Source organism: Streptomyces sp. NPDC031466 (assembly GCF_055581265.1).
On record NZ_JBVIJT010000004.1, the window covers coordinates 243,759 to 266,772 of the forward strand.

A 23,014-nucleotide genomic window follows, 5' to 3' on the forward strand; every position below is an offset into this window, starting at 1 on the left:
CTCTCTGTGTGTGTCGGTTGCCGGTCCTGATGGGGGCTCAGCGCACGTCCGTGATGACGAAGCCGCTGCGCGGCCTGGTCGGCATCCTGTTCAAGGGGATGCGCAGGTCCTGCTCGGGGACGTGGTGGTCCAGCCGGGCGAGGCGCGGGAGCAGTGCGGTCAGCACCGCCAGGGTGACGTCCTCGCCGGGGCAGCGGTGTCCCTGGCCGGCCTCGCCGCCGCCCTGCGGGACGAGTTCGTCGCGGCCGGGTTCGCGGCCGGTGAAGCGCTCGGGGTCGAACGTGTAGGGCGCTTCCCACAGCTGCGGGTCGTGGTTCTGTCCGTAGAGGTCGAGCAGGACCATGGTGCCCTCGGCGATCGGCTCTCCCTGCCACTCCAGGTCGGCGGGGGCGAGGCCCGCGACGAACGGCGCGAAGGGGTAGAAGCGCCGCACCTCGTGGGCGAAGGCGCGGGCGTAGTCCTCGCCTTCCGTGGCGAGGCGCTCCCGCAGCGCGGGGTGGCGGTGCAGCGCGTGCGCGCCGAAGACCGTGAACCAGGTGACGGCGACCGTGGGCCGCAGGACGTTGAGGAGTTCGACGGCGGCGGTGCGGGGGTCGAGGAACTGTCCGTCCGCCTCGCGGTGAGCGGCCACGGCCGCCACCACGGAGGGAGCCGCCCCACCGCCATCCGACGGGGCGAGGTCGGCCGAGCGGATGTCCTCGATCAGGCGGGCCAGCCGCTGCTCCTGGCGCTGCCGGGCGCGCCTGGCCCGCCAGTGACGGGGGCCGGCGGTGGCGAATCCGTCGACCATGGTCACCAGGTCGTGGGCGGTCTGCCGTGCTTCGTCGTCCGGGTGCTCCGTCAGGGGGACGCCGGCCCAGGCGCAGACGGCCCGGGTGATCAGCACGCTCACTTCGTCGAACAACGTCACCTGGGCGCGGCCGATCCACTCCTTGCTGGAGCGTTCCCACTCGTCGGCGACGCGCTCGGCCAGCGCGGCGACGCCCGCCGGGTCCTGGAGCACCGACATGAACAGGGCCTTGCGCGTGCGGTGCTCGTCGCCGTCGAGGGTGTGCACCGCGCCCTTGCCGAAGAGCGTGCTCAGGACCGGTTCGGGCAGGGCCGTTCGGCGGCGGACGTGGTTCTCGTCGTAGAAGAAGGTGACGGCCGCCGGGCCGCGCAGCGCGATGACGGGCTTGCCGAGCAGGCGGGTGCGTACGGGCCCGGGGCCCTCGCGGCGGCTCAGGTCGGGGAGCCACGCGTAGCCCTTGGTGAGCAGCGGCAGCGTGTGGTCCAGCATGAGGTCCTCCTGTGGGGCGGGGACGCGGGCCGTGGAGTGCGGGGGCGGCGGCCGAGAAGTACGGAGTGGTGGCTCTCCCCGCATCCTGACCGAACCAGGACCCGCGTGCATTTCCCCGGCCGGCGTCCGGCTCGGTCTGCGGCGCTCCGTCGATCAGGATTTCGATGATCGGCGGATCACTGTCGTCGGGTGCCCCAGGAAGCTCACGTGAACCAGAGCGAAGAGATCGTAAGCAGGGCGAATCGGCTGCAGTCGGCGGTACCGGGGAGGGGCCGCAGGAGAGTCACGCGGGCGCCCCGGGACCATCGGCCGGGCGCCCTGCCCGGGTGGCCGCCGACTGCGGGACGGGTGTGCGACTCCGGTAATCTGGCTCTTTTCCCGCAGAGGAGTTGCATCAGTGGAGTTCCGGCTGCTCGGAGCTGTGTCCGTGGCCACCGAGGTCGGCGTGGTGCCACTGGGACCCGCCAAGCGCCGCAGTCTGCTCGCCGCGCTGTTGCTCAGGCCCAACCACCCGGTCCCGGTGGACCAGTTGGCGGCGGCGCTGTGGGACCAGGAGCCGCCCGCGCGCGCTCGCGGCGTCATCCAGGGACACGTGTCGCGGCTGAGGGTCCTGCTCGCCGAGGCGGAGGCCGAGATGTTCGGCGTCGAGCTGGTCACCCAGGGCACGGCGTACGTGCTGCGGATGCCGGAGTCGCTGCTGGACGCCCACCGCTTCGAGGAGCTGGTGACGCTGGCCCGTGGTCAGCGGGCGCCCGCCGACGCCGTGGCGATGTATCAGGAGGCGCTGTCGCTGTGGCAGGGTCCCGCGCTGACCGGCGCGTACCCGAGCCAGCCGTTGCAGGCCGCCGCCCAGGCGCTGGAGGAGCTGCGGCTGGCATCCGTGGAGTCGCTGGCCGAGGCCTACGCCCGGATGGGCGAGCACGCCCGGGCCGCCGCCGTGCTGCGCGCGGAGGCCAGTGTCCACCCGCTGCGCGAGTCGCTGTCCGCCGCGCTGATGAGGGCGCTCCAGCGGGCGGGGCGCCGGACGGAGGCGCTCGACTGGTTCCACCGGACCCGCCGCGTGCTCGCCGACGAGCTGGGCGTCGATCCGGGCCGGGAGCTGGCCGACGCGTACGCGGCCGCTCTCCAGGGGACCGGTGAGGACGCCGAGGACGACCGTTCGCCCAGCTCGGCGGGGCGGCGCCCGGCGTCTGGCGCCGCGCCCGCTCCCGCCCCGTCGCCGGCCGCCGCTCCCCTGGCCGCGCCGGTCGCGGCGCACGCGCCCGCCCCCTCGTCGCCGTCCGGCACGGTCGATCTGCTGCCGCGCATGCCCCGTGGTTTCCACGGGCGGGCCGCCGAACTCACCGCGCTGTCCCGCGCCGCCGCCGGTGAGGCGCCGGTCTGTCTGGTCACCGGGCCGGCGGGCGTGGGCAAGACGGCGCTCGTGACGCACTGGGCCCACCGCAACCGGGGGCAGTTCCCCGGCGGCCTCCTCTACGCCGACCTGCGGGGGTTCAGCGACACCGGTGAGCCCGCGCTCCTGGAGGTGCTGCGCGAGTTCCTGCTGGCCCTCGGGGTCGCGCCGCGCCGGATCCCGGAGTCGGAAGGCGCCGCGTCCGCGCTCTTCCGTTCCCTGGCCGGCGAGCGTCAGCTGCTGGTCGTCCTCGACAACGCGCGGGCGTCCGAGCAGGTCAGGGAGTTGCTGCCGGGCGGCGCCCGCTGCGTCACCGTGGTCACGAGCCGTTACCGCCTGCGCGGCCTGATCGCCTCCGACGCCGCGCGCCCCGTACCGGTGGACGTACTCGAACCGGAGGACAGCACCGCCCTGCTCGCGGCGGTCCTCGGCACCGAGCGGGTCCTCGCGGAGGAAGTGGCCGCGCGACGCCTCGCGGAACTGTGCGGCGGGCTGCCGCTGGCGCTGCGGGTGGCCGCCGCCAGGCTGGCGGACCAGCCGGAGGCACCGCTGAGCGTGATGTGCGCCGAACTGTCCGACGAGTCGCGCAGGCTGAGCCTCCTGGACGTGGAGGACACCGGTGTCCGCGCCGCCCTGCGGCTCACCGTGGGGCGGCTGCCGGCGAGCGCCGCCCGGCAGTTCGCCCACCTCGGCCGCCACCCGGGGACGCACGTCGACCACTACGCGGCGGCTGCGCTCGCGGACACCGACCCGGCGACCGCCGAGGCCGCGCTGGACAAGCTCACCGCCGCCCACCTCGTGGTGCGCGCCGGTCCCGACCGCTGGGCCCTGCACGACCTCGTACGGCTGTACGCACGCGGCCTGGACGCGGACACCGACGCCCTGCGGCGGGTGCTCGACCTGACCGTGGCCACGGCCCTGGCCGCCGCGGACGCCGCCGAACCGGGCGACGAGTCATGCTTCACCCTGCCCGACGACTTCCATCCACCGCGGGCCGTGCGGGAGTTCACGGACCGGGAACAGGCCATGGCCTGGTACGCGGCCGAACGCGACGACCTGACGCTGGCGGCCGCCGCCGCGGACTCGGCGGGACTGCACGGCAGGACGTGGCGGCTCGTCCTCGGGATGTGGCCGCAGATCGTGTGGCGGGTGCGGGACGGGTGGGCTCCCCTGCTGCGTACGGCACTTGAGGCGGCCCGGGCCGACGGGGACGCCCGGGCCGAGTCACGGGTCCTGGCCCTGCTCGGATGGGTGCTCACCGAGGAGGGCCGGGTCGCAGAGGCGCTCGTCCACCTGGAGGCCGCGCCCGTGCTCGCCGCGCGGGCGCGGGACACGCGCGCCGAGGCGACCGCGCTGATCAACCTGTCGCTGGCCCAGGCGGCGCTCGGCGGCCCCGACGAGGCGGCCGAGGGGTGCGCGCTCGCGGCGGAGCTGGCGCACAGCGTCGGCGACCGGCACACCGAACGCCTCGCCCTCGGCCACCTCGCCCGGCACCGGCTGGAGGCCCGGGAGTGGCAGGCGGCGCACGAGACGGCCCTCGCCGCGCTCGACCTCGACTCCCCCTCGGAAACCTCGGCGGCGACCCGAGTGCTGCTGCTGACAGCCGTCGGAGAGGCGCTGCTGGGCATGGGCGACGAGACCGAGGGCATCCGGCGCCTGGAGAACGCGGCGGCCGAGGCGGAGTCGTGCGGCTACGACGACGGCGCCGTGCGTGCCCTCGGGGCGCTGCTGCGGGTCTCGGCGGACGCGGGGCTCCAGGCGCGGTACGACACGGCGATGGTGCGGCTCATGGCTCGTACGTGAGGGGGCGGCGCCGCGTGGACGACGGCCGGGGAGGTCTCAGGTACGACGGCCGCGGTGATCGCCGTGTCGGCCCGCCGCCGGGAACGTCACCGACCTCGATGACCCGGGCCGGGTGCGGCGCCCCGCTCAGCGGCCGTCGGCGTCGCCGGCCGGGTGGCCGCCGAGTCGGCGGTTGACCTCGGCGGTCTGTTCGGCCAGGGCCCGGGCCGTCGCCTCGGCCCGGTCCGCCCGGGCGTTGATGCGGGCGATGTCCTCCTCGATGACCCTGAGGGCCAGCTCGGCCGCGGCGTCCGCGTCCTGCGGGGTCAGGTCCTCGGGGAGCTCCGCCAGCGCGCTCTTGACCGCCGGGATGCCGCCCCGTTCGTGGATCTCTTTCCAGAACTCGTAGTCCATCGCGCCATCTTGGCCGATCGGACAGGGGCCGCGCGAGTCGGGGCCGCTGTCAGGAGGCGGGATCGGCGGGCGCGCTCACTCTGGGCGGCGTGCTGAAGTCGAGTACGTCCTGGGCCGTCTGCTGGGTCTCCTCCGCGGCCTTGCGGGCCGTGGCGAGGACGTCGCCGTGCTCCTGGACGAGGGTGTGGTATATCGGCGCCTGAGTGGCGTCATTGGCCGTCATGACCTGCGGCTCCTTGTTCGGGGACATGTGCTTCGGGTCGGCCGTGGGGTGGCCGATCCGCGACCTTACGCGAACCCGGTGGGCGAACGGCACCCGACCCCGATCATCGGTTCCGGCCTTGTGACCACTTTCACAGACAGCGGTGGGCGGCTCGGCGCCCGGCGGTTAAATCGATTTTCCGGGACGGGCCCCCTTGCTACGGTCATCCGCATGAAGCGCGCCATGCAGAAGACGACGACGCCGGAGAGTGTCCCGGCGCGCTGACCGATGTTCCACAGTCAAGAGCCCCGGGGCGAGTGCCCCGGGGCTTCGTCTCGCGGTCACTCGCCCGAACCCGCGCGCTCATGTGCGCGATCCCGTCGAGGAGACCACGATGCACGACCACCGCAGACTCGGCCGCGAACTCGGCCTGTTCGGCACCGATCCCCTGATCGGCGCCGGCCTCCCCTACTGGCTGCCCGAGGGCGCCGCCGTCCGGCACGCCCTGGAGGAGTACATCCGCGACACCGAACGGCGGGCCGGCTACCGCCATGTGTACTCGCCCGTGCTCGGGAAGCGGGAGCTGTACGAGATCTCCGGGCACTGGGCGCACTACAGCGAGGACATGTTCCCCCCGATGGACGTCGGCGGGGAGCAGGTCGTGCTGCGGCCGAGCCTGTGCCCGCACCACGCGGTGATCTACCGCTCCCGCTCCCACAGCTACCGCGAGCTTCCGCTGCGCATGGCCGAACTCGGCGGCATGTACCGGGCGGAACTCTCCGGCGTCCTCGGCGGACTGGGCCGGGTGCGGGCCATCCAACTCAACGACGCGCACATCTTCTGCACCCTGGAGCAGGCCGCCGACGAGGCGCGGGCCGCTCTGGACATGATCCGCGGCGCGTACGAGGCCCTCGGCATCCGCCCGGCGCGCCTGCGGCTCTCGTTGCCGGGGTCCGGTGGGAAATACGTCGCCGACGCACAGAAGTGGCGGCGGTCCACCGCCCTGTTGCGCGACGTCCTCGACAACTCCGGTCTCCCCTACGAGGCCGTGGAGGGGGAGGCCGCCTTCTACGGGCCGAAGATCGACGTGCAGGTCGCCGACGCGGCGGGCCGGGAGTCCACCCTCTCCACCGTCCAGATCGACTTCCACCAGCCCGAGCGGTTCGACCTGCACTACATCGGCGCGGACGGCGCGAAGCACCGTCCGGTGATGGTCCACCGCAGTGTCATCGGCAGTGTGGAGAGAGCCGTCGCCCACCTCATCGAGGTGCACGGCGGTGCCTTCCCCGCCTGGCTCTCCCCCACCCAGCTGGTGGTCCTTCCGGTCTCCGAGGCCCAAGTGCCCGAGGCCGAGGCGTTCTCGCGGCGGTGCGCGCGGGCGGGGCTGCGGGCCGAGGTGTCCGGGGACGGGAGTCTCGGTGCCCGGGTGCGGGCGGCCCGGCTCGTCCCCTATCAGGCGGTCATCGGGCCGAAGGAGGCCGCCGCGGGCCGGGTCGCGCTGCGGCTGCGCGACGGACGCCGGCTCGACGCGCTGCCGGCCGACGAGGTCGTGGCCCGCGTCGAGGCGCTGGTCTCGGCGCGCCGGGCCGAGCTGTGGGAGGCGGAGGGAGAGGAGTCCTGATCTGCCGGTGATCGGCCTTTCGGGGCTCAGACCGGCGGCGCGACGAACACCCCTCGGTCGGGGTCGTTGAACGACTCCTTGGCCACCAACTCGTTCATCGCGCCGGCGGTACCCCACTGGTCGGTGACCTCGGGCCGGGAGAAGTCGTGGACATGTGGGTGCCAGGTGTCCTCGTCCAGGCACTCCAGCTCGGTGGTGTACTCCACGGTGTTGCCGTGCGGGTCCAGGAAGTAGGTGAAGGTGTTGTCGCCCGCCAGGTGCCGGCCCGGCCCCCAGATCTTGCGGTACCCGGCCCGCATCACCCGGCCCGAGCCCCGCATGAACTCGTCGATGCCCCGCATCTCGAACGACACGTGGTGCAGCGCCGTGTGCGGCCCCCGCGCGACGGCCATGGAGTGGTGCTGGTCGCTGATCCGCATGAAGTGCAGGATCTCGCCCGTGCGCGGCGAGCTGAGCGTGTCGGACAGGACGAAGCCGAGGTGACGCTCGTACCACCGGCGGGTCCTGTTCAGATCGGCGGAGTTGAGCACCACGTGGGAGAGTTTGACCGGGATCGCCTCCCTCTCCTCGATCCTGCGGTGCCGGCGCACCGCGACGTCGGCCGACACCTCGATGGTGCGGCCGTCGACGTCGAAGAACCGGAAGCCGTAGCCGCCACCGGGGGTGTCGGTCTTCCCCGGGCGGGTGATCAACCGCACGCCGTCCGCGAGGAGCCGCTCGGCGAGCGTGTCCACGTCCGCCGGGCTCGCGGCCCCGTAGGACACGAGGTCGAGCCGCTTCTCGTCGGCCTTGCGCAACCGTACGACGTACTGCTCGGGCGAGCCCTCGGCGGCGAGGAAGGAGATGCCGGAGTCCTCGGCGACCTTGGTCAGTCCCCAGACGCCGGCGTAGAAGTCGAGTTGCTTGTCGTGGTCGGGTACGGCCAGGTCGACGTGGCGCAGGTGGGTGAGCAGGCGTGCGTTCATGGTTCCTCCTCGGGCGGGAGCGGCGAAGGGCGGGCTCAGGGCGATTGCGTGAGCAGGGCCGTGACGCGGGCCATCAGGCCGGGCAGGTCGGCGTCGCGCACCCCGTCGAGCTGCCACCGGCCGATCTGTACGGACGCCTCCACGACGGCCCGCACACGCGGGATACGGCGCTGGTAGTAGGCATGGAACAGCGCGTCGTCCCAGGTGGCATCGGTGGTGAGCAGTTCGGCGAGGACGAGGGTGTCCTCCAGGGACATGGCGGCGCCCTGGGCGATGGTCGGTGGGCAGCAGTGGGCGGCGTCCCCGGCGAGGACCACCCTGCCCCGGTGCCAGGAGCCCTCGACCAGCAACTGCTCGCACCAGGTGTAGTTGACCTGGGCCGGGTCGGTGACGTGCGCGGTGATCTCGGGCCAGTGACCGCCGTACCCCTTGGCCACCCGGCTCATCTCGTCCGCGTACGACTGAGCCGGGATGGCGGCGCGGTCGCGTTCGGCCTCGACCACGAACGCGTAGAGAGTGGAGTCGCCGGTGGGGCAGTAGCCCGCGATGAACGCGGGCCCGCCGTAGGCGAGTTCGGCGTGTGTCACTCCGGCGGGGCGTGGGGCGGCGACGCGCCAGACTGCCATGCCGGTCGGGGCGGGCGCGGTGGTGATGCCGATGGCGGCGCGGGTGGTGGAGCGCAGGCCGTCGGCGGCGATCACCAGGTCGTAGCGGCCTTCTGTGCCGTCGCTGAACCGGACGTTCACCCCGTCGGCGTCCTGGTCCAGCACGTCGGCCGTGGTGCCCAGCCGCACGTCGGCACCGCAGGCACGGACGGCTTCGACGAGGATCTGCTGGAGGCGGGGGCGCCGCATGCCGAGGGAGGCGGGCAGGTCGTCGCCGCCGCTTCGGATGTCGTGTGCGACGTGCAGGACCGTGCCGTCGGGGGCGTTGATCCCGACCGAGTCGAAACCGCAGCCGGATGCCTTCACCTGCTCCCACACGCCGAGTGCGCGCAGGACCCGCAGGGCGTTGCCCTGCAAGGTGATCCCGGAGCCGGCGGTGGCGTTCCAGTCGTCCTTCGCCTCGATCAGGTCGACGGCCACACCGGCGCGGCGCAGGAAGACCGTCATCGCGTTGCCGGCCGTGCCACCGCCGATCACGAGGACCTTGCGGGGTGTGCTCATGGGGGAATTCCTCTGTTGTACGGGCCGCGTGGCGGCGGTCGGGTTCACGGTGTCGGCTGCGCCGCGCGGCGGGCGTCCCGCGCCACGCAGCGGGTGCGCTGTGCGCCGAGTCCGGCGATGGAGGCGTCCATGACGTCGCCGTCGCGCAGGAGCCGGCCCCAGTGCATGCCGTTGCCGGCCGGGGAGCCCGTCATGACGAGGTCGCCGGGCAGGAGCCGTGCGGTTCGCGAGGCGTGCGCGACCAAGCGGGCCACGTCGAAGATCATGTCCTTGGTGGTCTCGTCCTGCATCGTCCGGCCGTTCAGCCTCAGCGTCAGACGCAGGTCGCCGGGGTCCGTGATCGACTCGGCGGGGACGATCCAGGGGCCGAGCGGGGTGAAGCCGGGCGCGTTCTTCGACCGTAGCCAGTCCGTTCCGATCTGCGGCATGTCCCGCCTGAAGACGCCGGCGCGGTCGGTGAGGTCGTTGGCGATCGTGTAGCCGGCGACGTACTCCAGCGCCTCGTGCGCGGGGACCTGGTGGGCGGTGCGTCCGATGACCGCCGCCAACTCCAGTTCCCAGTCCGGCTTCTCGGCCCAGGAGGGCAGCGTCACGTCGTCGTAGGGGCCGGTGACGGCACTCGGCAGACCGATGAAGACGTACGGCAGGTCCTCCGCCGCCCTCCGGTCCATGATCTCCGCGGCCTCGGCCCGCGCTTCCTCGGCCGAGCGGCCGTCGGCGGGGTCGCGGTGGGCGACGTGCAGGTCGATCACGTGTCGGCGGTAGTTCGCGCCGCACTGGAAGACCTGGCGCGGCTCGACCGGGGCGTGCACTTCGAAGTCCGCCAGCGGCCGCCGCTCCACGCCCGTGTCCGCCGCCAACCCGTGCAGGACGGGCAGTAGTTCATCCCACCGTTCCAGGACGGTGCGGGTCGTCGCCGTAGCGTCGTCCAGGATCGGCCGGAGGTCCCGTACGCGCCGGTCGGGGGTGACGAGCGCGGGAAGGGCGGGGCCGCCGGGGCCGGACAGGGTGCCGAGGGCGAAGGGACCGGCGAAGGGCTCGGAAGGGAGCGCGGGTTGCACGGAACATGTCCTCCTGATGGCCATGCGACCAATCTGATGCCCCGACACCACATCGGGGAAATCGATTGCATGGATGCGGGCCATCCGCGGCCTTTATAGTCACAGGTCAGAGCCGTCACACCGCAGAGGGATCCGGTGAATCTCGCCCGTCTCGACCTCAACCTCGTCGTGGCGTTGCGCGCCCTCCTCGAAGAGCGCAACGTCACCCGCGCCGGCCGGCGCGTCGGCCTCAGCCAGCCCGCCATGAGCGCCGCGCTGGCCCGGCTGCGCCGCCACTTCGGCGACGACCTGCTGACCCGCACCGGCGGCCAGTACGAACTCACGGCCCTCGGGCAGGTCCTCCTCGACCGCACCGGGACGGCGTACGACCTCCTCGAGCGGTTGTTCAGCACCCAGGCGACCTTCGAACCCGCCACGGAGAGCCGGGAGTTCACGCTCATGGCCGCCGATTACGCCGTCGCCGTCTTCGGTGCCGAACTCGCCCGGGTGATCCACCGGGAGGCCCCCGGCGTCCGCCTGCGGTTCACGCGCATGCCGGCCACCCCGGTGGAGGAGTCCGGGACCGCACTCAGTGCCCATGACGGTCTTTTCATGCCGCACGGGATCGTCAGCGACCTGCCCTACGCGGACCTGTACGAGGACCGCTGGGTCTTCCTCGTCGCCTGCGACAACGACGAAGTCGAGGCCGAGCTGACCCGGGACGACCTGGCCCGGCTGCCCTGGGTGACCTACCAGCGCGCCTACGACACCCCGGCGGTACGGCAGTTGGGCATGCTCGGTGTCGAGCCCCGCGTGGAGGTGTCCGTCGACAGCTTCCAGGTGCTGCCCCTGATGGTCGCGGGCACCCGGCGCATCGCGCTCGTCCAGGAGCGGCTGGCCCGGTTGCTCGCCGGGGTCGCGCCGGTGCGCGTCATGCGGCCCCCCTATGACGCCGTACCCGTACAGGAAGCCCTGTGGTGGCACCCCGTCCACACGCACGACGCGGCTCACAGGTGGCTGCGCGCCACGGCGGTGCGCGTGGGGCGGGGGCTGCACGACGTCTGATCGCGCCGCACCCGTGCCCCTCGGCGGTCCGAGCCGCTCGTTCCCACGAGCCCGACTTGTCATGCGCACCTCATACCCGTCGGCCGTGAGAGCCGCCCGTGGCCAGGGAAACAAGGGTCCGACCCCCTTCCTCTTCGGGTCGGCACCGGGATACCCCTGAGGGGACAGGACCTGGTCCACTCCCCCACCCCACAGGAAGTGAGTCACGCCGTGAACGACGCCTTGGCCGGCCGGCCCTTGACCTCCGGCTGGTCCGTGGACGACCGCTGCACGAACTGCGACGTCGCCAGGCAGCTCGCCCCCGACCTGATCCGGGAGGTCGACGGCCGCTCCGAAATCCTTCGCCAACCGCGCGACGCGGCCGAGGAACGCCTGCTGTACGCCGCCGCGTTCGCCTGCCACACCCGTTCGATCCGGCCCGCCTCCGGGCGACTGGAGGACGAGCGGGACCCCTACCCCCTGCCCGTCGACGACACCGTCCTGTTCTGCGGGCACAACTCCCAGCGCACCGCGGGCGCCAACTCCTACCTGCTGCGCCGCCCTTCGGGGAACCTGATGATGGTGGACACCCCGCGCTGGAGCGAGGCGCTGGCGGCCCGGTACGAGAGGATCGGGCCCGTCACGGACGTCCTGCTCACCCACCGGGACCACGCCGCGCACGGCCGGCGGTACGCCGACCGCTTGGGGGCCGCGCTGTGGATCCACGAGGGTGATCTGGACGCGGCGCCGGACGCCGACCACGTGCTGCGCGGAACACAGAGCGTCGAGATCGGCGACGGCGTCCACGCCCATCCGCTGCCGGGCCACACCCGGGGCAGCGTGCTGTACGTCGCCGATGAGCGGTACTGCTTCAGCGGGGACAGTTTCTACTGGTCGCGCACGACGGGTGACATCGAGGTGGCCGAGAGCGTCACCTGGTACTCCATCGAGGAGCTGGCGGCCTCGTTGGCCCGCACGGCCGAACGGCTCCGCTTCGAATGGCTGCTGCCCGGGCACGGTGACCGCAGGCATCTGACCGTCACCGAAGCGGCGCGGCGAATGCGGGCGTTGACCGCCCGGACGGCGACCCTGCGCCCCCGGCCCGTGGACTTCACCGCCCTGCGCTGGTGACCCGGCACGACGACGCGCGACCCGCCCTCGGCGGCGCGTACGTGCGCCGGGTGCCGCTCCTGTCTACCGTCGCTCGCATGACGACTGAACCGCAGAGCTACGAGATCCTGCTCGTCCCCGAGTTCACCGAGGACGGAAAGAGCACCGACGACACGCACGGAGCGCTGCGTTCCGCCGTCGTGGTCGCCACCGGCGAGACGGGCGCCTCCGGCTATCCCCGGTACGCGGGGGACGGCATGGAGGCCGACATCGACCCCGCGACCCGGTCCGTCGAGGCGCTGCTCGTCGACGGGGCCGAGTTGGACTACGGCCTTTCGGTGCGGGTCGCGGACGTCCGGGGCGACTGAGCCCGCCGGGCCGGCCCCTGCCGAGGGGCCGCCGGCCGCATCACACACCGAGGGCCCGTGCCACGGTCCGGCCGTGGCACGGGCCCTGGCGGTGCGCTCACTCCGTGGCCTCGGCCTCCACCGGCTTGGGGATGAGGAAGGACGTCGCGAACGCCGCCGCGATGAGCGCGACACCGGCGATCATGCCTGCCGTGTATCCGGCGGGTGAGGTCTTGTCGGCCGGTTCGGCGGCGGTCTGCACGGCGTACAGGACGGCGAAGCTGAGCCCGGCGCCGAGGTTGAAGGCGCCCGCGTTCAGACCGGGCAGGAAGCCCGGGTTCTCCTTCGGCGAGAGCACGATGCCGAGGCCGTTGAGGACGATGTTGCCCACGCCCGCGTAGGTGACGCCGATGAGGATCGACGCGGCCAGGAGCAGCAGCCGCGAGTCGGCGTGCAGGGTGAACAGCATCAGGGCCACGGTGACGATCGAGCCGATGAGGCCGAGGCGCAGGACGCGCCCGTACCCGTACGTGGCGGCCAGGCGCCCGGCGATCGGACCCATGGCGAGACCGGCGAGGGCGTACGGGGTCAGGGTCCACCAGGCCGACTGCTCGGCGCTCATCCCGAAGCCGGCCTGCGCGTCCTGGGCGAAGGCGGGGATCATGCCGTTCATCACGGCGAAGACGCCGGTCATGGTGAGGACGGTGGTGAGCAGCAGGGCCCAGGTGGAGCGCCGGCGCAGGTGGCGGGTGGCGACCAGGGGATGGCTGCTGCGGTCCTCGGTGCGCCAGAAGAGGGCGAAGGCGACGGCCGTGACGACGAAGAGACCGGCGACCAGCGGCCAGTTCGCGGCGGCCAGCTTGCCCGCTTCGTTCAGGGCGATGAGGGCGGCGCCCACCGAGACGACCAGGAACGTGACGCCGGGCCAGTCCATCCGGGTGTCGGCGGTGGCGGTGGCCCTGGACTCCGGGGTGAGGGTGGCGACCATGAGCGCGGCGAGCGCGGCCACGCCCGCCATCGCCCAGAACACCGACTGGAAGCCGTGGTGGTCGGCGAGGTAGCCGCCCGCGAGGGAGTCGACGCCCGCGATGCCGCCGTTGACGGCGGTGATGACGCCGAGCAGCGTGCCGTACTTCTTCGGCTCGTGGACCTCGTTGCGCAGCATGATCAGGCAGAGCGGCACGGTGGGCCCGGAGACGCCCTGGATGACGCGGCCCGCGAAGAGCATGGGCACGCTCTCGGCGAAGGCGGCGACGAGGCAGCCGACGACCATGAGCGCGAGCATCCCGCCGAGGACCTTGCGGCGTCCGATGAGGTCGCCGAGGCGCGGCAGGAACAGTGAGAAGAGCGCGGCGGAGGTGAAGAAGGCGGTCTGGGTGAGGCCGATCTCCGCGGAGGTCGCCCCGAGGGAGTCCTCGATGTTCTTCAGGGCGGGGCTGAGCATGCTCGCGTTGAGCTGGAAGGCGAAGCACGCCGCGAGGAGGGCGGTGACCAGGACGCCGATGCGCACCGGTCGGGAGCCGCGGGCGCCGCCGGGTGCGGCGGCCGGTTCGGTGACGGAGGCGTTCATGCGGGGACGTCACCGATCCGCTCGAGGGCGTCCACGACCAGGTCCCAGAAACGCCGGTGGTCCAGGTCCACGGCGACCTGGGTGTGGCAGTCCGCGGGCGCGGGCGCCCGAAAGTCCGTCACGGTCATGCCGAGGGTGAGGGTGCCGGTCAGCTCGATGTCGACGGGGGCCTTGCGGACGGTCATGACGTCGGGGTCGATGACGTACGCGACCGCGCACGGGTCGTGCACCGGCGGGGCCGCGAAGCCCTGGGACTGCAGGTACATGGCGCCGAAGAAGTCGAGCAGCTCGTTGACGAAGACGGCGGGCCGGGTGCCGACCTTCGCGATGCGCTCGACGACCTCGGGGGTGGCGAGTGCCTGGTGGGTCAGGTCGAGGCCGACCATGGTGAGCGGCCAGCGCTCGTTGAAGACGATGTGCGCGGCCTCGGGATCGATCTTGATGTTGAACTCGGCGACGGGGCTCCAGTTGCCCGTGTGGTAGCCGCCGCCCATCAGGACGACCTCGCGGACGCGCTCGACGATGCGGGGCTCCTTGCGGGCGGCCATGGCGATGTTGGTGAGACCGGCGGTGGGCACGATGGTGATCTCGCCGGGCTCGTGCGCCATGACGGTGTCGATGATCAGGTCGACGGCGTGGCGCTCGTCCAGGGCCAGCGTCGGCTCGGGCATGACGGGGCCGTCGATGCCGCTCTCGCCGTGGATCTCCGGTGCCGTCTCGATGGTACGCACCAGGGGGCGGGAGCAGCCGGCCGCGAAGGGCACGCCGGTGATGTTCGCGATGCGGGCCACCGACAGGGCGTTGCGGGTGACCTTCTCCAGGGTCTGGTTGCCCACCACGGTGGTGACGGCGACCAGCTCCACATCCGGGTTGCCGTGCGCCAGGAGCATGGCGATCGCGTCGTCATGTCCCGGATCGCAGTCCAGGATGATCTTTCGGGGCATCGCGGAACCTCTTTGTTCGGCTGAGCCGCTGCCGCCTCGACGGTCGCGGGGCGGAGACAGCTCGGGAAAACGTTCTCCGAAGACTCTGTGCACAGTGGCGAATTATGTCAATGGCCGAAACCACACCCAGGCAAACTTGCCCGGAACGGACACGACCCCGTGCGGCACAAAAAGGGGTAAGCAGGCGCAATCAGTCCCAATGTGCGGCCTGGCCGAACCCTGCTCGGACTCTGGTTGTGACGAACCTCCGCTGATAACGTTTGCCGGGACCTGTCGGCTTGTCGAAGGGGGCGCGGCGTGGCCGACGCAACGCTGCGAGACGTGGCCCGGGCCTGCGGCTGCTCCGTCGCCACGGTCTCCCGGGTCCTGGCCGGTACCCGGCCCGTCGGCGCCGAGACGGCCCGCCGGGTGCGGGAGGCCGCCGAGGCGCTCGGCTACCGCCCCAACCACGCGGCCCGGGCGCTGCGCGGCCGCTCCACGGGCACGGTCGGTCTCGTCCTGCCGCAGATCACGAACCCCTTCTACCCGACGCTCGTACGGGAGTTGACGCACGCCCTGCACGCCGACGGGCGCGCCGTACTGCTCGCCGACTGCGACGACGATCCGGTGGCCGAGGCGGAGTACGTGGCGGACCTGCTCGGCCGGCAGGTCGACGCCCTGCTGGTGATCCCGGCGCACGAGGAGCGCAGCCGGGAGGCGGTGGCCGCGGCGGCGGCGCGGGTGCCGCTCGTGCTGATGGACCGCGGCTGCGGGCCCGGCGTCGCCGACTCCGTAGCCGTCGACAACACCGCCGGCATGGCCCTCGTCCTCGATCATCTGGCGGCCACCGGACGCACGCGCGTCTGCTTCCTCGGGGCGGCGGGGACGGCGTCCACCGCCGCCGAGCGGCGCGGGGCCTACGCGGCCCGGGCGCTCGCGCTCGACCCCGGCGCTCCGGAGCGGGTGGCCCTCGGCGACTTCTCCGTGGAGTGGGGCCGGGCCGCCGTCGACGAGGTGTGGCCGGCCCGCCCCGACGCCCTGGTGTGCGCCAACGACCTGATCGCGATCGGGGCGCTCCAGCGGCTCCAGCAGCTGGGCGTCGACGTGCCGGGCGAAGTCGCCGTGACGGGCTTCGACGACATCCCGATGGCGGGGCTGTCCGCGCCGGGCGTCACGACGGTCCGCCAGCCGGTGGGGGAGCTGGCCGCCGAAGCGGCGCGGCTCCTGAGCCTGCGCCTGTCGGGCGAGCGCGCGGGCCCGCAGCAAGCGGTGCGGCTCGCGCCGCGGCTGGTCGTACGGGAGTCGAGCGTGCCGCAGCGCGCGAGCGTGCCGGCGCCGGCCGCGGCGGCCGGGACGGTGCCTGCCGCGTAGCGGGCCGCCCGCTTGGGCGCGAGGCGCCGCGTCTGACGTCCCCCGAGGGGCCTTGCCCGGCACGGCATCGGCATCGAGGCGGGTCAGTCGGCCGGGCGGCCGGTTCGCTGCGGGGCAGGGCGGTCGGACCCGCCGATCTTCTGCGGGCCGAGGCCGGTGCGGCGGTCGGGCGGCCCGTTTGCTGCCAGGTCAAGGCCGCTCGGGCGGCCGGTTCGCCCCGGGCCGAGACGGCTCAGCCGCCAGACCGCCGATCTCTTGCCGGCGGGCAGGTCAGACGGTCAGGCGGCCGATTTCCTGCGGGTCGAGGCCGGTCAGCTGGGCGATGCGCTGCGCGGGGATTCCCGCGGTCAGGGCCCGGTGCACGAGAGCCTCCCAGTCCTGGGTCGTCTCCCGGAACTCGAGCAGTTCACCCTCCAGCTCCGTCACAGCTTGAGGCGCGCACTCCTGCTGGACCGTCAGCGTCTCCTCCTCGCTCAACGGCACCGGCAGCCGCTCGGCGCCCTCGGGGATGAGCGCCTGTGCCTCGGCGGGCAGGATCCGCACCGCTTCCGACGACACGGAGACCTCGTGGGCCTGCAACCAGCCGTGCACGGCCGGGGTTTCCGAGCACTCCAAGGGACCGACGGCAGCGAGGGCCGCGCCCAGTCGGGGGTGCCGGTCGGGAAGGAGGAACAGGTATGCGTCATCGGCCATCGTGGGACATCGCCTTCTCGTTTCGAACATGTACCTGGCACCGAAGTCGGCGCCCAGGCAACACATGCCCGGCGGTCGGCCGTTCACGCAGAGCTCGCGGACCGACCTCCTGCCCCTAGCATGCCATCGACCGCCGCCGTCGCCGCCGCCACGAAAGCAGCGATCGCCGGATGCGCGCCACCGCCCGCGCGGAACGCGACCTTCGAGCGGCGGAACAAGGGCAGCTCCGTGAGCACCACGCCCGCGGGGCTCGGCACGGCGGCCATCTCCGGCACGAAGCCGGCTCCCTGCCCGGCGGCGACCAGCGCGAGCACGGTGCGGAAGTCGTTGACCTGGTGACGGATCCTCGGCTGGAATCCGGCGGCCTGACACGCGCGTACGGCCATGGCGTGACCGGTCGTGCCGTCCCGGGCGGTGATCCAGGGAACCTCGGCGCACGGTCCGAGCAGCGCCGCCAGTGCGGCAAGCGTGCCGCCGGGGCCGGCGTGCGCGTTTGCGGTCGCGGTCACGTCACTCTCACGGGTGGTGCCGGTCGCGGCCTGCGTGACCAGATACATCGGCTCTTCGAGCAGGGGAACCTCCTCCACCGTCGTGTCCGGGGACGCGGGTACGAAGTCGTAGTCGTGGACAAGGGCCACGTCGAGCTCGCCGGCCCGCAGCCCGTCGGAGACACGCGCGGAGTCGATCTCCCGCACCATCGGCTCCAACGCGGGGTGCCGGCAGGCCAGTTCGGCCAGCGCGGCGGGGACGATGGTGTGACCGCCGGAGGGGAAGGTCCCGATACGCAGGGGTCCCCCGACACCGTCCCGCGCGCCGGCCAGCTCGGCGACCGCCTGTTCGAGGCGGGTCAGCACCGCGTCGGCGTGCGCGACGAGGGACCGGCCGGCGGGCGTGAGGACCACCCGCCTGCCGCTGCGTTCCAGCAGGGGCACCCCCGCCTCCCTCTCCAGCACCCCGAGTTGCTGGGAGACGGCGGACGCGGTGAAGGTCAGCGCCTCGGCCACGGCGGCGATGGTGCCCCGCCGGTGCAGTTCGCGGAGCAGATGAAGACGACGAACATCGAGCATAAGTACAGCTTAGGTGTGAGGGCAGAAATCAGAAATGGATCTACCGGGTGGGTGTGGGCCAGGGTAGGAGCCATGAAGCCCGAACCGATCTTCGACGGCCTGTACGTCCCCCTGGTGACCCCGTTCACCGACGATCTGCGCCTGGCCCCCGACGCGCTGGCCCGACTGGCCGACGAGGCACTGTCGGACGGAGCCGCCGGGCTCGTCGCCCTCGGCACGACCGCCGAGACCGCCACGTTGTCCGCGCAGGAGAGAGAGACGGTGGTACGCATCTGCTCGGCCGCCTGCCGGGCACACCGCGCACCGCTCATTGTCGGGGTCGGCACCAACGACACCGCCGCCGCCATCACCTCGCTGCGCGCCCTGGCCGCCAGGGGGGACATCGCCGCGGCGCTGGTCCCGGCACCGCCGTACATCCGGCCCGGGGAAGCGGGGACCCTGGCACACTTCACGGCGCTGGCCGAGCACGGCGGCCTCCCGCTGGTCGTGTACGACATTCCCTACCGCACCGGGCAGACACTCGGCGCCGGCACGATCGCGGCGCTCGGCCGCCTGCCGGGGGTCGTCGGCATCAAGCACGCGACCGGCATGATCGACGCCACCACGATGGAACTGCTCGACTCTCCCCCACCCGGTTTCGCCGTGCTCGGCGGTGACGACATCGTCCTCTCGCCGCTCGTCGCGGCGGGCGCCCACGGCGGAATCGTCGCATCGGCCAACGTGCGCACCGCCGACTTCGCCGACATGATCGCCCTGTGGCGCCGCGGCGCCGCCGCCCCCGCCCGCGACCTCGGAGCCGAACTGGCCCGCCTGTCCGCAGCTTTGTTCACCGAACCGAACCCCACGGTGATCAAGGGGCTGCTGCACGCCCAGAACCGCATCCCGAGCCCGTCCGTCCGACTGCCCCTCCTGCCCGCCTCGGCGGATTCGGTGCGTCGAGCGGCACGCATGGTGGAGGCGCTCGACGGGAAGCCGCGGTCAAGGAACTGACCGTCTGCCGACCGCCCTGGAGAGCCGATGAGGATTCCCGCCGCCAAGGTAGCCGCGGCGAAGAAGTTGGTATGGGGCACGTTCTCGCTGACCCTGCTGCTGAACTTCCTCGACGTCATCTGGCACCCCTCGGGCCCGCTGTGGTTCACGGTTCACACCGTGGCCGCCACCCTGTTCACCGCCGCGCTCATCACGTACGTGGTTCTCGTCGTCAGGTGGCGCCGCGAGCGGAACAGGATCGGTGAGAGCGAGACCTGAGCGAGGACTCCTCTGAGGCCTTGAAGCAACTGCCCCACCCCAGCCCTACGGGCAGCCGGTCCCGCACCATGGCCGCTCGCCGGCCGGGGCTGGTCAGCGTGTTCCCCCGCGCGTCATACTTGCGGCTCGTGTCCCGCGCACGGCAACGGCGCCGAGCGCCCCGACCGTGCCGCACCGGAAGTGAGCCGGCGCCCCGCATCGGATCGCCGGTGTCGGCCGTGCCAGAAAGGGCTCCCTTGACCACGCGACCCGAGACGAAGACCGTGCTCTCGCAGCTGCTCACCGAGATCGAACGCCGCAATCCGGCCCAGCCGGAGTTCCATCAGGCGGCCCGCGAGGTACTGGAGACGTTGGAGCCCGTCGTCGCCGCGCGCCCCGAGTACGCCGAGGCCGGGCTGATCGAGCGGCTGTGCGAACCGGAGCGGCAGATCATCTTCCGGGTGCCGTGGCAGGACGACCGCGGCCGTGTGCACGTCAATCGCGGCTTCCGGGTGGAGTTCAACAGCGCGCTCGGCCCGTACAAGGGCGGCCTGCGCTTCCACCCGTCGGTGAACCTCGGCGTCATCAAGTTCCTGGGCTTCGAGCAGATCTTCAAGAACGCGCTGACGGGCCTCGGCATCGGCGGCGGCAAGGGCGGCAGCGACTTCGACCCGCGCGGCCGCAGCGACTCGGAGGTCATGCGCTTCTGCCAGTCGTTCATGACGGAGCTGTACCGGCACATCGGCGAGCACACGGACGTGCCTGCGGGTGACATCGGCGTCGGCGGCCGGGAGATCGGCTATCTGTTCGGCCAGTACCGGCGCATCACCAATCGCTGGGAGGCGGGCGTCCTGACCGGCAAGGGCCGGAACTGGGGCGGCTCGCTGATCCGTCCGGAGGCAACCGGGTACGGCAACGTCCTGTTCACGGCGGCGATGCTGCGCGAGCGCGGCGAGAGCCTCGAAGGGCGGACGGCGGTCGTCTCCGGTTCCGGGAACGTCGCCCTGCACACCATCGAGAAGCTGGCCGCGCTGGGCGCCAACGCCGTGACCTGTTCGGACTCCGCCGGCTATGTGGTCGACGAGAAGGGCATCGACCTGGAGCTCCTCAAGCAGGTCAAGGAGGTCGAACGCGCCCGGGTGGAGGTCTACGCCGAGCGCCGCGGAGCCTCGGCCCGCTTCGTGCCGGGCCGGCGGGTCTGGGAGGTTCCGGCCGACATCGCGCTGCCGTCGGCCACGCAGAACGAGCTGGACGCCGACGACGCCACCGCGCTGATCCGGGGCGGCGTGAAGGCGGTCTCGGAGGGCGCCAACATGCCGACGACCCCCGAGGCCGTACGCCTTCTCCAGCAGGCGGGCGTCTCTTTCGGGCCCGGCAAGGCGGCCAACGCCGGCGGTGTCGCCGTCAGCGCCCTGGAGATGGCGCAGAACCACGCCCGTACGTCATGGCCGGCCCAGCGCGTCGAGGAGGAACTGGCGCGGATCATGAACGACATCCACCGCACGTGCCACGAGACCGCCGAGCGCTACGGTGCTCCCGGGGACTACGTGACGGGCGCGAACATCGCCGGTTTCGAACGGGTGGCGGAGGCGATGTCCGCCCAGGGCGTCATCTGACGTCGACGGAGACGCCCAGCCGGGCGGCCACCGAGGTGAGGGTCGGCCCCAGCGGCAGCGCGACCCGGGTGACGGCGTAACGGTCTCCCCGGGTGGCGTCCCGGTTGACGATCAGCACTGGCCTGTCGGCCTCGGCCGCCTGGCGGACGAACCGCAGCCCGGACATCACCGTCAGCGAGGAACCGAGGACCAGGAGCGATGCCGCGTCGCGGACCAGCGCGCGGCAGCGCTCGACCCGCTCGGGCGGGACCGTCTCGCCGAAGAACACCACGTCCGGTTTGAGGATGCCGCCGCAGAGGGCGCAGGGCAGTACGCGGAAGCCCTCGACCTGTTCGTCGGTGAGGTCGGCGTCGCCGTCCGGGTTGAGGGCGGCGGCGACCGGCGCGAAACCCGGATTGGCCTCCTCCAGCCGCCGCGCCAGCTCCCCGCGCGGGCTGCGGGCGCCGCAGGACAGGCAGACGACCCGGCCGAGGCTGCCATGCAGCTCCACCGCCTCCTCGCTGCCCGCGGCCCGGTGCAGGCCGTCGACGTTCTGCGTGATCACCCCGGCGAGCAGCCCGTGCCGCTCGAACGCGGCGACGGCCCGGTGCCCCGCGTTGGGCCTGGCCCGGCCGAAGGTGCGCAGGCCGAGGTGGCTGCGCGCCCAGTACCGCCGCCGGGCCTGCTCACTGGCGGTGAAGTCCTGGTAGGTCATCGGGGTGTGCCGGCTCAGGCTCCCGCCCTCGCCCCGATAGTCCGGGATGCCCGACTCGGTGGAGAGGCCCGCCCCGCTGAGTACCAGCACACCGCCGGCGCCCAGCATCTCGGCTACCGGCCCCGGATCCGTGGTGCCCGGTGGCAGGTCCTCGGCGGGGGTCCAGTTCAAGGTGGGGCGCGTACGCATGCCGCCAGGGTACGGAACAGCGGCGCGGACGGGCGGCCCGCCCGCGCCGGGCCGGGCTCTCAGGCAGTGGTGCGGAAGGGGCCGGTGACCTCGTAGGTGATGCCGCCGGACGAGCTGCCGGACGTGCCGCGCTGGCTGGAGAAGTACAGCCGCCTGCCGTCGGGCGAGAAGGCCGGGCCGGTGATCTCGGAGCCGGACTGGCCGGTGACGCGCAGGAACGGGGCCACGACATCGGCGGGGGTGATGACGCAGATGTCCATGGTGCCGCCGTCCTCGGCGACGAACAGGTCGCCCGAGGAACTACCGGTGATGTTGTCGACACCGGTCAGGGGCGCGGTGCCGTTGGTGACGAGGCTGTCGTCGTAGGCCAGCTCGAAGGTGTTGTCGCGCAGGTTGAGCCGCCAGACGCGGTTGTCGCCCTTGGTGGTGAACCAGACCGTGTCGGCGGCGTAGTGGCAGCCCTCGCCGCCGTTGAAGTTCTTGGCACCGGAGACCTGGTCGCGGGTGTAGGTGGGAGAGCCGTCCGGGTCGGGCACGTTCGTCCAGGTGAAGGAGCCGCTGGTGCCGGTGCCCGCCACGAGCACCTGGAGGGTTCCGGAGGACAGGTCGCCCCAGGTGGCCGGGATGAACCGGTAGAAGCAGCCGTCCGGCTCGTCCTCGGTCAGGTAGATCACCTTGCGCACCGGGTCGGCGGCGGCCGCCTCGTGCTTGAACTGGCCCATCGCGGCGCGGCGGACGGCGGCCTTCGCGCCCCACGGGTCGGTCTCGTAGACGTAGCCGCGGCTGACCTCCTCGCACGACAGCCAGGTGTTCCACGGGGTGGCCCCGCCCGCGCAGTTGTTGCGGGTGCCGGACAGTACTCGATAGGCGCCCGTGACGGAACCGGCGGAGTCGAACCTGACGGCGCTCGCCCCGCCCCCGGTGGCGAGTTCGGAGTTGGAGACGTAGATCCAGCCCGTGCCGTCGGCGAAACAGGCGCCGCCGTCCGGGGCGCCGTGCCAGGTGTACGAGGTGCCGGAAACCGTCCGGCCGGAGCGCGCTATGACGCGGCTGGTGAAGCCGGACGGCAGCATGATGCCGTTGGCGTCGGCGGCGAGCAGACCACCATAGGGGCCGGTGCCGTTCTGGGCGGGGGCCGCGTAGGCGGCGCCGTGCATGAGGGTGCCTCCGAAGACGGCGGCAGAGGTGCCGAACACCGCACCACGCAGGAAATTGCGACGGTCCACAGATACTCCTACACCGAGAAGCGAACGATGAGTTGGCTGGCGTCGCCGACTGGTCACAGGGACCGTAGAGGGCCG

Annotated in this window: 21 protein-coding genes; 9 read left to right on the top strand and 12 right to left on the bottom strand. The window is 72.6% G+C overall.

Translation table 11 applies throughout. From position 1 onward, the window contains the following. Positions 1-37: 37 nt before the first annotated feature. Positions 38-1,279, bottom strand: coding sequence for a cytochrome P450 (locus ACZ5GP_RS09940; protein WP_468750355.1), 1,242 nt, complete (start codon positions 1,277-1,279; stop codon positions 38-40). Positions 1,280-1,676: 397 nt separating this feature from the next. Between ACZ5GP_RS09940 and ACZ5GP_RS09945 the strand changes: the two genes are divergently transcribed. Then, positions 1,677-4,475, top strand: a complete 2,799-nt coding sequence (locus tag ACZ5GP_RS09945; RefSeq protein WP_468750356.1) for an AfsR/SARP family transcriptional regulator — start codon at positions 1,677-1,679, stop codon at positions 4,473-4,475. Between the two features lie 126 nt (positions 4,476-4,601). Here the strand turns inward: ACZ5GP_RS09945 and ACZ5GP_RS09950 are convergent, their stop codons facing one another. Both ACZ5GP_RS09950 and ACZ5GP_RS09955 read right to left on the bottom strand, forming a co-directional pair. Beyond that, a complete protein-coding gene (locus ACZ5GP_RS09950; RefSeq protein WP_468750357.1) occupies positions 4,602-4,868 on the bottom strand; it encodes a hypothetical protein in 267 nt (88 codons plus the stop codon). A gap of 49 nt (positions 4,869-4,917) precedes the next feature. Next, on the bottom strand, positions 4,918-5,091 hold the full coding sequence (locus ACZ5GP_RS09955) for a hypothetical protein (protein ID WP_468750358.1): 174 nt from the start codon (positions 5,089-5,091) through the stop codon (positions 4,918-4,920). A gap of 373 nt (positions 5,092-5,464) precedes the next feature. Here ACZ5GP_RS09955 and thrS point away from each other — a divergent pair, with 373 nt between their 5' ends. Beyond that, positions 5,465-6,691, top strand: coding sequence for a threonine--tRNA ligase (gene thrS / locus ACZ5GP_RS09960; RefSeq protein WP_468750359.1), 1,227 nt, complete (start codon positions 5,465-5,467; stop codon positions 6,689-6,691). Between the two features lie 26 nt (positions 6,692-6,717). Here the strand turns inward: thrS and ACZ5GP_RS09965 are convergent, their stop codons facing one another. The 3 genes from ACZ5GP_RS09965 to ACZ5GP_RS09975 are packed head-to-tail and all read right to left on the bottom strand — an operon-like array spanning position 6,718 to position 9,907. Beyond that, the gene (locus ACZ5GP_RS09965; RefSeq protein ID WP_468750360.1) at positions 6,718-7,656 is read right to left on the bottom strand and encodes a VOC family protein; all 939 of its coding nucleotides are present in this window, start codon (positions 7,654-7,656) and stop codon (positions 6,718-6,720) included. A 35-nt stretch (positions 7,657-7,691) separates the two neighbouring features. Beyond that, positions 7,692-8,822 (bottom strand): FAD-dependent oxidoreductase, encoded by a 1,131-nt coding sequence (locus ACZ5GP_RS09970; RefSeq protein WP_468750361.1) that lies wholly within the window; start codon positions 8,820-8,822, stop codon positions 7,692-7,694. Positions 8,823-8,866: 44 nt separating this feature from the next. Beyond that, a complete protein-coding gene (locus ACZ5GP_RS09975) occupies positions 8,867-9,907 on the bottom strand; it encodes a fumarylacetoacetate hydrolase family protein (protein ID WP_468750719.1) in 1,041 nt (346 codons plus the stop codon). A gap of 111 nt (positions 9,908-10,018) precedes the next feature. Here ACZ5GP_RS09975 and ACZ5GP_RS09980 point away from each other — a divergent pair, with 111 nt between their 5' ends. The 3 genes from ACZ5GP_RS09980 (at position 10,019) to ACZ5GP_RS09990 (ending at position 12,384) form a co-directional block, all read left to right on the top strand. Next, complete coding sequence (locus tag ACZ5GP_RS09980; protein WP_468750362.1) at positions 10,019-10,927, top strand: LysR family transcriptional regulator; 909 nt, start codon at positions 10,019-10,021, stop codon at positions 10,925-10,927. Positions 10,928-11,137: 210 nt separating this feature from the next. After that, positions 11,138-12,037: an MBL fold metallo-hydrolase gene (locus tag ACZ5GP_RS09985; RefSeq protein ID WP_468750363.1), complete on the top strand. Its 900-nt coding sequence runs from the start codon at positions 11,138-11,140 to the stop codon at positions 12,035-12,037. Between the two features lie 77 nt (positions 12,038-12,114). Next, a complete protein-coding gene (locus ACZ5GP_RS09990; protein WP_468750364.1) occupies positions 12,115-12,384 on the top strand; it encodes a hypothetical protein in 270 nt (89 codons plus the stop codon). A gap of 97 nt (positions 12,385-12,481) precedes the next feature. Here the strand turns inward: ACZ5GP_RS09990 and uriT are convergent, their stop codons facing one another. Together uriT and uriH are read right to left on the bottom strand one after the other, a co-directional pair. Then, the gene (gene uriT, locus ACZ5GP_RS09995) at positions 12,482-13,933 is read right to left on the bottom strand and encodes a uridine transporter UriT (protein ID WP_468750365.1); all 1,452 of its coding nucleotides are present in this window, start codon (positions 13,931-13,933) and stop codon (positions 12,482-12,484) included. Beyond that, positions 13,930-14,877: a uridine-preferring nucleoside hydrolase UriH gene (gene uriH / locus ACZ5GP_RS10000; protein WP_468750366.1), complete on the bottom strand. Its 948-nt coding sequence runs from the start codon at positions 14,875-14,877 to the stop codon at positions 13,930-13,932. The genes uriT and uriH overlap by 4 nt, the downstream gene beginning before the upstream one ends. Before the next feature lie 297 nt (positions 14,878-15,174). Here uriH and ACZ5GP_RS10005 point away from each other — a divergent pair, with 297 nt between their 5' ends. Next, the gene (locus ACZ5GP_RS10005; RefSeq protein ID WP_468750367.1) at positions 15,175-16,227 is read left to right on the top strand and encodes a LacI family DNA-binding transcriptional regulator; all 1,053 of its coding nucleotides are present in this window, start codon (positions 15,175-15,177) and stop codon (positions 16,225-16,227) included. 270 nt (positions 16,228-16,497) lie between these two features. Here the strand turns inward: ACZ5GP_RS10005 and ACZ5GP_RS10010 are convergent, their stop codons facing one another. Together ACZ5GP_RS10010 and ACZ5GP_RS10015 are read right to left on the bottom strand one after the other, a co-directional pair. Then, the gene (locus ACZ5GP_RS10010) at positions 16,498-16,920 is read right to left on the bottom strand and encodes a DUF6003 family protein (RefSeq protein WP_468750368.1); all 423 of its coding nucleotides are present in this window, start codon (positions 16,918-16,920) and stop codon (positions 16,498-16,500) included. Between the two features lie 83 nt (positions 16,921-17,003). Next, positions 17,004-17,987: a LysR family transcriptional regulator gene (locus tag ACZ5GP_RS10015; protein ID WP_468750369.1), complete on the bottom strand. Its 984-nt coding sequence runs from the start codon at positions 17,985-17,987 to the stop codon at positions 17,004-17,006. A gap of 72 nt (positions 17,988-18,059) precedes the next feature. Between ACZ5GP_RS10015 and ACZ5GP_RS10020 the strand changes: the two genes are divergently transcribed. The 3 genes from ACZ5GP_RS10020 (at position 18,060) to gdhA (ending at position 20,830) form a co-directional block, all read left to right on the top strand. Further along, positions 18,060-18,977, top strand: coding sequence for a 4-hydroxy-tetrahydrodipicolinate synthase family protein (locus ACZ5GP_RS10020; RefSeq protein WP_468750370.1), 918 nt, complete (start codon positions 18,060-18,062; stop codon positions 18,975-18,977). Between the two features lie 27 nt (positions 18,978-19,004). Beyond that, a complete protein-coding gene (locus tag ACZ5GP_RS10025) occupies positions 19,005-19,235 on the top strand; it encodes a hypothetical protein (RefSeq protein WP_468750371.1) in 231 nt (76 codons plus the stop codon). Between the two features lie 236 nt (positions 19,236-19,471). Continuing rightward, on the top strand, positions 19,472-20,830 hold the full coding sequence (gene gdhA / locus ACZ5GP_RS10030; protein ID WP_468750372.1) for an NADP-specific glutamate dehydrogenase: 1,359 nt from the start codon (positions 19,472-19,474) through the stop codon (positions 20,828-20,830). On the opposite strand, the gene ACZ5GP_RS10035 is transcribed toward gdhA, so the two are convergent. Together ACZ5GP_RS10035 and ACZ5GP_RS10040 are read right to left on the bottom strand one after the other, a co-directional pair. Beyond that, complete coding sequence (locus ACZ5GP_RS10035; RefSeq protein WP_468750373.1) at positions 20,823-21,713, bottom strand: NAD-dependent protein deacetylase; 891 nt, start codon at positions 21,711-21,713, stop codon at positions 20,823-20,825. The two genes, gdhA and ACZ5GP_RS10035, sit on opposite strands and share 8 nt — an antisense overlap. A 59-nt stretch (positions 21,714-21,772) precedes the next feature. Beyond that, positions 21,773-22,939 carry an alkaline phosphatase PhoX gene (locus ACZ5GP_RS10040; protein WP_468750374.1) on the bottom strand — a complete coding sequence of 389 codons (1,167 nt, stop codon included), beginning with the start codon at positions 22,937-22,939 and terminating at the stop codon, positions 21,773-21,775. Between the last annotated feature and the right edge of the window lie 75 nt (positions 22,940-23,014).